Source organism: Paraburkholderia kururiensis JCM 10599 = LMG 19447, assembly GCF_003986935.1.
Classification (GTDB): Bacteria; Pseudomonadota; Gammaproteobacteria; order Burkholderiales; family Burkholderiaceae; genus Paraburkholderia; species Paraburkholderia kururiensis.
In genome coordinates this window covers 32427-45051 of sequence record NZ_RJZE01000029.1, presented here as the reverse complement: position 1 = coordinate 45051, position 12625 = coordinate 32427, and the positions used below count along the sequence as shown (strand labels likewise).

The window sequence follows — 12625 nt, the reverse complement described above, 5'->3', positions numbered from 1 at the left end:
GACTTCACTCCTCGCGGCGCAGCGGGTGTATCCCGTGCGAACCGCATCCACGTTCGTCCGACCCGCCCCGCGCAGGCCACACTCTGGCAAACACGCGCCGGGCAAAAAACTTCCACTGGAAACAAAAAACCGCCGGGGAAAACCATCCGGCGGTTGTTTGTCGTTCGAGCGCGGCGGATCTTACAGCTTGCCGTAGCTATGCAGTCCCGACAGGAACATGTTGACGCCCAGGAACGCGAAGGTGGTGACGAGCAGGCCGGTCAGCGCCCACCAGGCCGCCACCGAGCCGCGCAGGCCCTTCATGAGCCGCATGTGGAGCCACGCCGCGTAATTGAGCCAGACGATCAGCGCCCAGGTTTCCTTCGGATCCCAGCTCCAGTAGCCGCCCCACGCCTCGGCGGCCCACAGCGCACCGAGAATCGTGGCGATGGTGAAGAACGCAAAACCCACGGCAATCGACTTGTACATGACGTCGTCGAGCACCTCGAGCTCCGGCAGGCGGTCCGCCAGCACGCCGCGCTCCTTCATCAGGTAGGCCACACCCACCATGGCCGACAGCGCGAAGCTGCCGTAGCCGATGAAGTTCGCCGGCACGTGGATCTTCATCCACCAGCTTTGCAGCGCGGGCACGAGCGGCTGGATCTGCTGGGCGTCGCGGGCAATGGAGTACCACATCAGGAAGCCAACCGCCGCGCTGATCACCAGCAACACGAAAGCGCCCAGCGACCGCGTGTTGTAGTGCTTCTCGTAGAAGAGGTAGAAGAGCGCCGTGATCAGGCTGAACAGCACGAACACTTCGTAGAGGTTCGAGATGGGAATATGGCCGACGTCCGCGCCGATCAGGTACGACTCGTACCAGCGCACCATCAGTCCGACGAAGCCCATCAGCACCGCTGCCCAGGTCAGCTTCGAACCGATCGCACCGCCCACGGGCGAGCGCGAGAGCGTGCCGATCCAGTAGAACAAGGTGGCAAGCACGAACAGCGCGCTCATCCAGAGGATGGCCGACTGGCTGGAGAGGAAGTACTTCAGGAAGAAGGCGGTGTCGGCCCGCGCCAGATCGCCGTGGTAGAACTGGATGCCGGCCAGCGAGAGCACCGCGATGCCCGCCATGAGCAGACGCGCCGGCTTCCATCGCCAGCCCAGCACGACGAGCGCAGGCACGGTGCAGACCAGCACGAGCTTGTCGTAGTAGTTCATGTGCGCGTGGTAACGCGAGAGCGCGAAACCCGCGCCGGCCACGAGCGCAAGCGCGAACAGCCAGTCGAAGGCGCCGAGGCGCCGCAAGAAGGAACGCTCGTCGCCAAGCGCGCTGATCTCCGAAGCGGCGGGCGGCGTGGCGGGCACGCGCGGCGCGCCGGGGCGGGATGAGGAAACCTGAGTCAAATCCATGTTCTTACCGGGTCGAATCTGCAGCGTTCTCTGACGGCACAGCAGGGGCTGTGCCAGGAGCGTCGGGAGTCAGCGGTTTGACGCCCAGCGCCTGGCCGACGGCATCGCGGGTGCGGGCAAACTCTTTTTCGAAATCGAAGGTCCTGCGCGCCGTCGACATGGCCATGACGACGTTCACGCCCGAGCCGCTATCTTTGAGCCAGAACCACAGCCGGCGTTCGCGCACGTAGAACATCGAGAAGATGCCGAGCACGAGAAGGAGGCTGCCAAGATACACGACTTTCTTGCCAGGCGCCCGCGTGAGCTGGAACACCGATGCCTGCACCTGCTTGAACGAATCGAGCTGCAGGTAAACGGGCGCTCCATACAGAAAACTGTCGGACACCGCGTTGATCGAATCTTGCACAAAGCGCGTTGTCTGGGTATCGGGCTTTACATCAGGCTCGCCGGCCTGCTCGCGGGCAAGCTGCCATAAGTCCCACGTCGAGCCTTCCAGCATGCGCAGCAGGAGACCTGCGGCCTTTTCCTGCTCGCCCTTCGGCACCGACTTGTCGATGAACGCCGCAATGGCCTGGAAGCCGCCGATGGATTGCCCCGGCACCGGCTTGCCGGAGACGTCGTCGGCGCCGGCAAAGAGGGTCAGGACGCGCACCGCGCTTTCCTCGAGATGCTGCTGCAATTCGCGATTGGCTTCGGGCACGGACCGCATCGCAAACCGGTGCGCCGCCTGGGCGCGCAGCGCCGGATCTTCGAAGGCGGCGCGCAGGCGCATCCATTCGTTCACGGTGCCGCCGCTGTCAGCCGGGATGCGCAGGTAGCGGAACGGATCGTCCGGGTTCGTGCGCATGCCGGCGAGGAACATCCGCGCGCCACCCACGTCGACGGGCACCATGTAGTTGTTGTACTCGCGCGCCTGGCCGTCCTTGTCGCGCACCTTGTACTGCACCGAGGGGCCGACGTTGTGCAGATCGAGCGGCTTCGACGTTTTCGCGCCCGAACCGAGCCGCTCGTCGAACACCTCCTTGAGCGAGCGATGCGCCACGCCGCGCACGTCCGTCGAGCCGCTGCCGTTCGAGATGTTCTCGACGTTGATGGCCCGGAAATCCGTGAACTCGACGGTCTGACCGTCGGCACCCGGCGTGGACGCGGGCAGCGGCGCGGAATTGCCGATCGTGCCGCCAAACGGGAAGGTCTTCGTGCCGCCGCCCGTCATTGGCCAGGCGGTCATCTGCATCTGCGAGCCGCCGTCCTGGAAGCTCGATTGATAGATCGACACGCCGTCGTATTCGAACGGCTTGTTCACCTCGACGCGCGCCGGAACGCGTTGGCCGGTTTTGTGATCGATCACGACGATGTCGCTCGCGAAGAGCTTCGGCATGCCGGTCGAGTAGTAATCGACGATGAACTTGTTCAGCTGGATGGAAAACGGCAGGTCCTGGATCAGCGAGCCGTTCGGCTGATTGAGAATCGCCGTGGAAACGAACTGGCCTTCCGGCACCCACGCATAGCCGCGGAACGTCGGATTCGAGACCGAGAGACGGTGCTCGGGTGCGATCTGGCTGATGACGGTATTGCTACGGATCGGCGTCTTGTCGAAGAGCCACATCTGCAGCTTGATGGGCAGGTTGCTGTCGAGCAGCCCGCCGATACAGATCACGACAATGGCCAGATGGGCAAAGATGTAGCCGATGCGCGTGAGCGCGCCGCGCTTGGCCGCGATGAGCGTGGCGCCGTCGCTTTCGCGCGTCACGAACTTGTAGCCGAGCCGGCCGGTAAGATTCGTGAGCACCTGGGCCGTCTGCGCACGCGAGCCCAGCACCGCATACTCGCCCTTGTGGTGAAACGCGCGCAGGCTGCCTTCGCGGACTTTGTCCTTCCAGCTCTTCATGTCGGCGATCATCTTCGGCGCGTTGCGGATCACGCACAGCGAAATCGACACGACCAGAAAGCCGAGAATCAGCATGAACCACCACGCGCTGTACACGCTATAGAGGCCCAGCGAGCGGAAGATGTCGGCCCAGAACGGACCGAACTGATTGACGTAATTCGGATAAGGATCGTCCTGTGTCAGGACGGTGCCGATAATGCTCGCGATCGAAAGAACCACAAGCAGCGCGATGGCGAAACGCATCGAGCTGAGCAATTCGATCGCATTGCGCCATGCCCGCTTACGCGTATTCAACTGCAAACCCGACGTGGTGACGCTCATTCAAACTCCGACTCAACAGCAAAAAAGGGTGAAGGGCTGTCGTGCCATGACGACGCCCCCACCCTTTTCTTGTTTTCTTGCCGTCCCTGGCTGGGCCGGCTGGTTCTTACCCGACGCGAATCGCGCGGACTGTCAATGCAGCCCGGCGATGTAATCGGCGACGGCCTTGATCTCGCTATCGGACAGTCGCTGCGACACCGCATGCATCGGTTCGTTGTTATTGCGCGTGCCCTGCTGGAAAGCGGTGAGCTGCGCAACGATGTACTCGGACCACTGACCCGAGAGCCGCGGGTACTGGGTCGGAATACCCTGCCCCGTCGGCCCGTGACAGGCCGCACACGCCGGCACGCCCCGTTCTGCGTCGCCGCCGCGATAAATCTTCTGGCCTAGCGCGATGGTGCTCGCATTATGCGCGTAGCCGGGCTTTGGCGCTTGCGCTGCGAAGTAGGCCGCCACGTTCTGCATGTCCTGATCGGACAGCGCGCCCGCGAAACCGGCCATGATCGGATTGCTGCGCGCTGCCGGCTTGCCTTCCGCCGGCTTGAAGTCGTGAAGCTGCTTGACGAGATACTCGGGATGCTGGCCGGCGAGCTTTGGATACGCGCCGCCGGCGCTGTTGCCGTCCGCTCCGTGGCAGGCGGCGCAGACCTGTGTCGCGATTGTCTGCCCCCGGTTGAGATCGGGCTTTGTCTGATCCGCTGCCACTGCTTTTTGCACCGCTACTGCCGAAAGACCTGCCGCTACCGCAAATTCAAGCACCATCAAGGACTTGCACAGTCGATTCATTCGCACACCCTGTTTCGTCTTGTGGGATTAGGCTCTGCAAAATACGACGGCGACCGATCTACCGCGAAGGCCCGCACGCTCGTCCCCAAATTGTCTCCGTATCGAGGACTTCAGTAAGGTCTTCAGTAAACCGTCGTATTGTACAATAACGCGCTATACGCAATGGCGCCAGTCGGACCTCTCCCGGTGCCATCTCCGCCGCGTGGCGCCCTCCATCCCGGTGCCCGGCAATCGCCACGGCGTCTCACATTCTGGTTTTCCCCTCATGGCCTTCCTGCTCCATCAAGCCCGCTTCTTTACGACGGTCAATCATCTGCGCGACCTGCCGGCCACGACGCAGCCCGAGATCGCGTTCGCGGGACGCTCGAATGCCGGGAAGTCGACGGCCATCAACGTGCTGTGCAACCAGAAGCGGCTCGCCTTCGCCTCGAAGACGCCAGGGCGCACGCAGCACATCAACTACTTCTCGGTGGGGCCCGCCGCGGAGCCGGTGGCGCACATCGTGGACCTGCCCGGCTATGGATACGCCGATGTGCCGGAGGCCTCGAAGGCGCACTGGGAGGAACTGCTGTCGCGCTATCTGCAGACTCGCGCCCAGCTGCGCGGCCTGATTCTCATGATGGACGCCCGCCGTCCGCTCACCGAACTCGACCGCCGGATGATCGAATGGTTCGAGCCCACCGGGAAGCCGATCCATGCTCTGCTAACGAAGTGCGACAAATTGACACGCCAAGAGAGCATCAATGCACTGCGCATGACGAAGAAGGGTTTCGACGAATACCGGGCGGCCGGCCACGCGGGTGAGCTCAGCGCGCAGCTTTTCTCTTCGCTCAAGCGCGCCGGGCTGGACGAAGCGCACGAACTGATCGAAAGCTGGATTGCACCTGCGGAGCACGCCGGCGAGGCTGAGGCGGCGTCAGAATAATCGGCGGGCCAGCGTGGCATGGGAGCGGCGGCGCGTGAAGAAATCGACGCGGCGGCCAGCGTTGCCGCGGTCAATGGCGTGCGAGGCACAGAATTTTGAAGCGGCCTTCACGACCTGCACATGTGCGACATGTCGTCGCGGCGGCTGCGCCGGAAGTGCCTGCTTGTTGTGCAAAGCGAGGGGCGCTTCATCCCGGGCGCCCATAAAAAAACCCGCCGGTTCGCGGCGGGTTAACAGCCTAATCGAAAAACGACAGGCACCCGCTCAGGGAGGAGAAGCGGGGAGTCCGGCGCAGGGCGCCTCGCTCGATCGGTATGATATACCATTGGCCTGAAAAGTTTCTGCCACGCGGGAGCCGCTGCATCCCGCCCTTCTGTCGTCCTCTCCCACGATATCCGACATGAGCTTCTATCCCCATCTCCGTCCGCGCCGTATGCGACGCGACGACTTTTCGCGCCGCCTCATGCGCGAAACCATTCTCACCACCAACGACCTGATTTACCCCGTCTTCGTCGTAGAAGGCCAAAATGTGCGGCAAGCCGTGCCGTCGATGCCGGGCGTCGAACGCGTTTCCGTCGACCTGCTGATGGGCGTGGCCGAGCAATGCGTCGAGCTCGGCGTGCCCGTCATTTCGCTCTTTCCGGCCATCGAGCCGTCCATCAAGACGCCCGACGGCCGCGAAGCCGCCAATGAAGCCGGGCTGATTCCGCGCGCCGTACGCGAACTGAAAAAGCACTTCCCGGAGCTGGGCGTGCTGACCGACGTCGCGCTCGATCCGTACACCAGCCACGGGCAGGACGGCGTACTGGACGAGGCCGGGTATGTCATGAATGACGAGACAGTCGAAATCCTCGTTCAGCAGGCGCAGGCGCAGGCCGAAGCGGGCGTCGATATCGTCGCGCCCTCAGACATGATGGACGGGCGCATCGGCGCGATCCGCGAGATGCTCGAAAGCGAAGGCCATATCCATACACGCATCATGGCGTATTCGGCAAAATACGCGTCGGCGTTCTACGGTCCGTTCCGCGATGCAGTGGGTTCCGCTTCGAACCTGGGCAAGAGCAACAAGATGACCTACCAGATGGACCCGGCAAATAGCGACGAAGCGCTGCGCGAAGTGCGCCTCGACATCGAGGAAGGCGCCGACATGGTGATGGTGAAGCCGGGCATGCCGTATCTGGACATCGTGCGCCGCGTGAAGGACGAGTTCCGCTACCCGACCTACGTGTATCAAGTGAGCGGCGAATACGCGATGCTCAAGGCGGCCGCGCAGAACGGCTGGCTCGATCACGACAAAGTGATGATGGAATCGCTGCTGGCGTTCAAGCGCGCTGGCGCGGACGGCGTGCTCACCTATTTCGCGCTCGACGCGGCGAGGATCCTGCGTACCCAGCGATAACGCAGACAACGTGGCGGTGCGGCTGCCACCTCAGACGCAAACGCAAAAGAGGCACATCGGATAAGAACCGATGTGCCTCTTTTTTTGTGCTGCCCCGCGCCGGCGTTCCTTCGCAGTAACGAGCGTCGATGCAAAGGCCACGTGCGTTGCTACGACTGCGGTGGCGCCGCGCGGTCCAGACTGCGCAGAAAGCGGTCCGCGGATTCGTAGCCGACTACGCGCAGGACCTCTCTGCCAGTCTGGTCGAAGAAAATGATGCCCGGCGGCCCGAACAGGTCGAAGCGCTTGAGCAGAACCTGGTCGTCGGTGTTGTTCGCAGTCACATCGGCGCGCAGGAGGTTGAGCTGTTTGAGACGGAGCTGCACGCGCGGGTCGCTGAAGGTGAACTTCTCCATCTCCTTACAGCTGACGCACCAGTCCGCATAGAAGTCCAGCATGGCCGGCTTCAGTGCGGTCTTCACCGCATCATCGAGTTGCGTCGACGAGCGCACCGGCGCAAACGCGAGTTGGTTCGGCGACAGGCCATTGCCCGCGCCACCTTCGCTGCCCCTGGCGGCCAAAACAGCGAGCGGGCGAAGTGGGTCTGACGACCCCGCAGCCAGTCCCACAAGCAACGTCGCGCCCCAGATAGCCAGTGCTGCCCCAATACCACGGCCAAGGCGCCGCCACGGCGTCGGACCACCGGAGTTCGGCGTGAAAAGGCCAAGCGCCGCAGCGGCAATCAGCAGCCAGACGGCCGCAAGCAGCATCCTCACCCCGCCACCCAACACTGGCCAGACGATCCACAAGGCGGCTGCGAGCAGGATCACGCCGAAGAATACCTTCACGCCATCCATCCAGGCGCCCGCACGCGGCAAGAGCACGCCAGCGCCCAGACCCAGAATCAGCAACGGCACACCGAGACCCAATCCCATCGCAAACAGCGCCGCGCCGCCGAGCAAGGCGTTGCCGGTATGCGCGATAAACGCCAACACCGCAAAGAGCGGCGCCGTCATGCACGCGCCGACCACGAGCGCCGACAGCGCCCCAAGCGACGCAACGGCCGCGTACTTGCCCGTGGGACGGCCTTGCGTCGCGCGCGACACCCCGTCCTGCCAGCGACGCGGCAGCGCGATGTCCATACCGCCGATTAGCGCGAATGCGAACACCGCCAACAGAACCGCGAAGGCACCCAGCACCCACGGGTTCTGCAACCATCCGCCCAGGCTTTGCCCAACGAAACCGGCCACGATGCCGAGCACTGTATAGACCAGTGCCATGCCCAACACGTACGCAAGCGACAGCGCAAACCCACGCGCCCGCGTCACGCTGGTCCCCTCGCCGATGATGATGGCAGACAGGATGGGGAACATCGGGTACGAGCAGGGCAGCAGGCTGAGCACGACGCCGGCGACGAAGTACAGCGCGACGATGGCGAGGAAACCGCCCTTCGTCAGCAGCTGCTGTGCATAGTCGGCGCTCGTGATGCGGTCGTACCAGGGGCCGCTCGAATCGGTACCCACGGCGGCGGCAGCGGCAGTATCGGGTGCGGCGCCTGCGGAGGTCGCGGCCTGCAGCGCGGCGCCGCTCACGCGATACGTCCGAACCATGGGCGGATAACAGATTCCCGCGTCCGCGCAACCCTGTGACGTGACAGCAAGGTCGAATCCCGCGGACGCCTGTTTCACCGGGACGCGGATCGTCAACTCGTTGCGGTACGTCTCCACGTTTTTCTGGAACGTCGTATCAAACTTGACGTGGCCAGGTGGCAACTGCGGATCGCCGAGCGTCGCACTGCCCTTTTGTACCGCGAACGAGAACCGCTCGCGGTACATGTAGTAGCCGTCGGCGATACGGTAGTGAACCTCGACTTCGCCCGGCTGCTCGGTGGCGCTGAAGCGGAACGCGGCATCGGGATCAAGGAAGTCGTCGCCAGCTTGCGCGAGGCCGGCCCCGAGCAGCATCGCGAAGAGACTGCAGAGCAGTAGAACAATTGCGCGCATCATGCGAGCCGCGGGCCGATGGGAACGATTAAACATGAAGCGGGCGTTGAGTTTCGGCAATGATCCATTGGCCATAGGCCTGCGTAGCGGTGGCCTGCCACGAGAGCACTTCCGGTGTTTCGTAGGGGTGATGGCTCTGAATGAACTGTTCGAGCTCCAGTGACCGGGCGACACTCGTCTTGAAGAGCAACTGGATCTCGTCGGCGGATTCGACCTTGCCCTGCCAGTGGTAGTTCGAATGCACGGCACCCAGTTGCGTCACGCAAGCGGCAAGACGTGCATCGAGTGCGCCGGACGCGAGCTTCTGGGCAGTCTGCGCGTCGGGCACAGCGGTCAGAATCAGGGTCACGTTGACGCTCACGGCCACTCCAAAAACATCGAGAACTCGGGTGCAGCTATCGTACCACCTGACGCGCGGGCACTTCGGCGGCCACCCGCACGGATAACCAATCGGCCAGAAATCGGCGCGCAGACGCAAAAAAGCCAGGCAGAAGCCTGGCTTTTTTATGCATCAAGAGAACGAGGAATGCTTATTCGGCTTCCTGGACCTCTTCTGCCTCCACCACTTCCGGGCGGTCGAGCAGTTCGACGAGCGCCATGGGAGCGTTATCGCCCACGCGGAAGCCGAATTTCAGGATGCGGAGGTAGCCGCCCGGACGGTTCGCGAAGCGCGGACCCAGCACATCGAACAGCTTGGTGACCGAGTCGCGGTCGCGCAGGCGGTTGAACGCGAGGCGGCGGTTCGCCAGCGACGGCTTCTTGCCGAGCGTGATGAGGGGCTCGACAACCTTGCGAAGTTCCTTCGCCTTCGGCAGCGTGGTCTTGATGACTTCGTGCTCGATCAGCGAGTTGGACATGTTACGGAGCATTGCCAGACGGTGGCTGCTCGTGCGGTTCAGTTTCCGCAGACCATGACGGTGACGCATTTCAGTTTCCTTGAATCAAAGTTTTGATCCAGCTCTTCTATCGCCCAGGACAAGCCTTAGGCACGGGCCGGTAGTGAAAAAAGCAAGACGCGGATTTTAAAGGAAAATCCGCGCTCTTACCAGCGGCGGGACGAGCCCGCCATGCTTGCGGCAATTACTTGTCGAGACCAGCCGGCGGCCAGTTTTCGAGCTTCATGCCCAAGGTGAGGCCGCGCGAGGCGAGCACTTCCTTGATTTCGTTCAGCGACTTGCGGCCCAGGTTCGGCGTCTTGAGCAACTCGTTTTCCGTGCGCTGGATCAGGTCGCCGATGTAGTAGATGTTCTCGGCCTTCAGGCAGTTCGCGGAACGAACCGTGAGTTCGAGATCGTCCACCGGACGCAGCAGGATCGGGTCGATCTGCGGAGCACGCGACGGCGCTTCGGCAGCGGCCTCGGTCCCTTCCAGTGCAGCGAACACCGACAGCTGATCGACCAGAATGCGAGCTGACTGACGGATCGCTTCTTCAGGCGAGATCACACCGTTGGTTTCGATGTTCATCACGAGCTTGTCGAGGTCGGTACGCTGTTCGACACGCGCGCTTTCCACCGAATAGCTCACGCGACGCACCGGCGAGAACGACGCGTCCAGCACGATGCGGCCGATGATCTTCGCCGTTTCGTCGCCGTAGCGGCGCACGTTGCCCGGGACATAGCCGCGGCCCTTTTCGATCTTGATCTGCACGTCGAGCTTGCCGCCCTTCGAGAGGTGCGCGATCACGTGATCGGGGTTGATCACTTCGCAGTCGTGCGCGAGTTCGATATCGCCCGCCGTCACCACGCCTTCGCCTTCCTTGCGCAGCGTCACCGTCACTTCGTCACGGTTATGCAGCTTGAACACCACGCCCTTCAGGTTCAACAACAGGTTGACCACGTCCTCCTGCACACCATCGAGCGTCGAGTATTCGTGCACGACGCCTGCGATCGTCACCTCGGTCGGCGCGTAGCCCACCATCGACGACAGCAGTACGCGCCGAAGCGCGTTGCCCAAGGTGTGGCCATAACCGCGTTCAAACGGCTCCATGACCACTTTCGCGTGGTTGTCGCCGAGCGATTCCACTGCGATGATCTTGGGTTTCAACAAACTGGTTTGCATAGGTTTTCCTTTTCAATACCCTCGGCTCGTTACACCGATAAGGCTGACCGGTAACAACCTGAAAATAAACAGCCGAGGCCACCCCTTGCGCAACGCAATACGGGTACCCCGGCCGTCAATCCGATTACCGCGAATACAATTCGACGATCAGGCTTTCGTTGATGTCGCCAGCGATATCGCTGCGCTCCGGCATGCCCTTGAAGACGCCTTCGAACTTCTTGGCGTCGACCGACACCCAGCTCGGCATCCCGCCTTGCTCGGCGAGCGACAGAGCCTCGACGATACGAGCCTGCTTCTTTGCCTGTTCACGCACTGCCACCACGTCGCCCGACTTGACCTGCAGCGACGGGATGTTGGCGACCTGACCGTTCACGAGGATCGCCTTGTGGCTCACCAGCTGACGCGCTTCGGCGCGCGTCGAGCCGAAACCCATGCGATACACGACGTTGTCGAGGCGCGACTCAAGCAGCTTGAGCAGGTTTTCGCCGGTGTTGCCCTTGCGGCGGTCAGCTTCAGCGAAGTAACGGCGGAACTGACGTTCGAGAACGCCGTAGATGCGCTTCACTTTTTGCTTTTCGCGCAACTGCGTGCCGTAGTCCGACGTACGGGCGCCGGAGGTGCGACCATGCTGACCCGGCTTGCTATCGAGCTTGCACTTGTCGGCGAGCGAGCGGCGTGCGCTCTTCAGGAACAGATCGGTGCCTTCACGGCGGGACAGCTTGGCCTTCGGGCCGATATAACGTGCCACGTTGTATTCCTTTGAGATTGATCACGCGAACGTACTGCCTTCGCGCTAGTCCGTACCCTTTGGGCCGAACAGTGGGCTTAGTCGATTCAATAACGCAAGCAACCCGTCGACGCACAAGGCGGCAACAGGCGCTGGCAAAAAGCGACGTCTTAGATGCGGCGGCGCTTCGGCGGACGGCAACCGTTGTGCGGCACCGGAGTCACGTCGGAGATCGCGGTGATCTTGATGCCAAGACCATGCAGCGCGCGCACCGCCGACTCACGGCCAGGGCCCGGGCCCTTGATCCGCACTTCGAGGTTCTTCACGCCGTATTCCATCGCGACACGGCCAGCCGATTCGGCTGCGACCTGAGCTGCAAACGGCGTCGACTTGCGCGAACCCTTGAAGCCCTGACCGCCCGACGTTGCCCAGGCAAGCGCGTTGCCTTGACGGTCGGTGATCGTGATGATGGTGTTGTTGAACGACGCGTGAACGTGAACCACGCCCTCGGCGACGTTCTTCTTAACCTTCTTGCGAACGCGTTGCGCCGCGGTGTTGTTCGAAGCCTTAGCCATTACGTTTCCCTGTAACTGTCAGTTCCGCTTACTTCTTCAGCGCCTGAGCTGCACGACGCGGGCCCTTGCGGGTGCGGGCGTTCGTGCGCGTGCGCTGGCCGCGCAGGGGCAGGCCCTTGCGATGGCGTACGCCGCGATAGCAGCCGAGGTCCATCAGGCGCTTGATGTTCATCGTCACTTCACGGCGAAGATCGCCTTCGACGACAAACTTGCCGACTTCCTCACGCAGCTTTTCGAGGTCTGCGTCGGTCAGATCTTTGACCTTCTTGTTGAACGGGACACCAGCTGCGGCGCAGATATTGCGCGAACGCGTGCGGCCGACGCCATAGATCGCGGTCAGACCGATTTCGGTGTGCTGGTGGTTCGGGATGTTAACCCCTGCGATACGAGCCATTGTTTTTCCTCAAACAAAAAGCGCAGGCAAAAGTGCGCCTGTCTCAATCAGCCTTGACGCTGCTTGTGGCGCGGATCCGAGCTGCAAATCACGCGCACGACGCCGTTGCGCTTGATGATCTTGCAATTGCGGCACATCCGCTTAACCGATGCCATCACTTTCATGATATTACCCTTTT

At 62.5% G+C, this 12625-nt stretch carries 13 protein-coding genes; 2 read left to right on the top strand and 11 right to left on the bottom strand.

The features are described 5' to 3' along the window. Positions 1–180 precede the first annotated feature (180 nt). The 3 genes from ccsB to PKKP23_RS28410 all read right to left on the bottom strand — a co-directional run bounded on the left by ccsB (position 181) and on the right by PKKP23_RS28410 (position 4387). A complete protein-coding gene (ccsB, locus tag PKKP23_RS28420) occupies positions 181–1392 on the bottom strand; it encodes a c-type cytochrome biogenesis protein CcsB (protein WP_126879328.1) in 1212 nt (403 codons plus the stop codon). A 4-nt stretch (positions 1393–1396) separates the two neighbouring features. Further along, on the bottom strand, positions 1397–3601 hold the full coding sequence (locus tag PKKP23_RS28415; RefSeq protein WP_126879327.1) for a cytochrome c biogenesis protein ResB: 2205 nt from the start codon (positions 3599–3601) through the stop codon (positions 1397–1399). A gap of 132 nt (positions 3602–3733) precedes the next feature. Continuing rightward, positions 3734–4387, bottom strand: a complete 654-nt coding sequence (locus tag PKKP23_RS28410; RefSeq protein WP_126879326.1) for a c-type cytochrome — start codon at positions 4385–4387, stop codon at positions 3734–3736. A gap of 265 nt (positions 4388–4652) precedes the next feature. Between PKKP23_RS28410 and yihA the strand changes: the two genes are divergently transcribed. Both yihA and hemB read left to right on the top strand, forming a co-directional pair. Then, entirely contained in the window at positions 4653–5312 is a 660-nt protein-coding gene (gene yihA, locus PKKP23_RS28405; protein WP_126879325.1) for a ribosome biogenesis GTP-binding protein YihA/YsxC, read from the top strand. 400 nt (positions 5313–5712) lie between these two features. Continuing rightward, positions 5713–6711 (top strand): porphobilinogen synthase, encoded by a 999-nt coding sequence (hemB, locus tag PKKP23_RS28400; protein WP_017777179.1) that lies wholly within the window; start codon positions 5713–5715, stop codon positions 6709–6711. 149 nt (positions 6712–6860) lie between these two features. Here hemB and dsbD read toward each other — a convergent pair whose 3' ends face one another. The 8 genes from dsbD to rpmJ all read right to left on the bottom strand — a co-directional run bounded on the left by dsbD (position 6861) and on the right by rpmJ (position 12611). After that, positions 6861–8729 carry a protein-disulfide reductase DsbD gene (dsbD, locus tag PKKP23_RS28395; protein WP_168724606.1) on the bottom strand — a complete coding sequence of 623 codons (1869 nt, stop codon included), beginning with the start codon at positions 8727–8729 and terminating at the stop codon, positions 6861–6863. Beyond that, positions 8722–9054, bottom strand: a complete 333-nt coding sequence (gene cutA, locus PKKP23_RS28390; protein ID WP_026121919.1) for a divalent-cation tolerance protein CutA — start codon at positions 9052–9054, stop codon at positions 8722–8724. The genes dsbD and cutA overlap by 8 nt, the downstream gene beginning before the upstream one ends. 169 nt (positions 9055–9223) lie before the next feature. After that, on the bottom strand, positions 9224–9619 hold the full coding sequence (gene rplQ, locus PKKP23_RS28385; protein WP_017777176.1) for a 50S ribosomal protein L17: 396 nt from the start codon (positions 9617–9619) through the stop codon (positions 9224–9226). 154 nt (positions 9620–9773) lie between these two features. After that, positions 9774–10751, bottom strand: coding sequence for a DNA-directed RNA polymerase subunit alpha (locus PKKP23_RS28380; protein WP_017777175.1), 978 nt, complete (start codon positions 10749–10751; stop codon positions 9774–9776). A 124-nt stretch (positions 10752–10875) separates the two neighbouring features. Next, a complete protein-coding gene (gene rpsD / locus PKKP23_RS28375) occupies positions 10876–11499 on the bottom strand; it encodes a 30S ribosomal protein S4 (RefSeq protein ID WP_017777174.1) in 624 nt (207 codons plus the stop codon). A 149-nt stretch (positions 11500–11648) separates the two neighbouring features. Further along, positions 11649–12053 (bottom strand): 30S ribosomal protein S11, encoded by a 405-nt coding sequence (rpsK, locus tag PKKP23_RS28370; RefSeq protein WP_017777173.1) that lies wholly within the window; start codon positions 12051–12053, stop codon positions 11649–11651. A 28-nt stretch (positions 12054–12081) separates the two neighbouring features. Then, on the bottom strand, positions 12082–12447 hold the full coding sequence (gene rpsM, locus PKKP23_RS28365) for a 30S ribosomal protein S13 (protein WP_017777172.1): 366 nt from the start codon (positions 12445–12447) through the stop codon (positions 12082–12084). A 47-nt stretch (positions 12448–12494) separates the two neighbouring features. Next, positions 12495–12611, bottom strand: a complete 117-nt coding sequence (gene rpmJ / locus PKKP23_RS28360; protein WP_026121918.1) for a 50S ribosomal protein L36 — start codon at positions 12609–12611, stop codon at positions 12495–12497. Positions 12612–12625 lie beyond the last annotated feature (14 nt).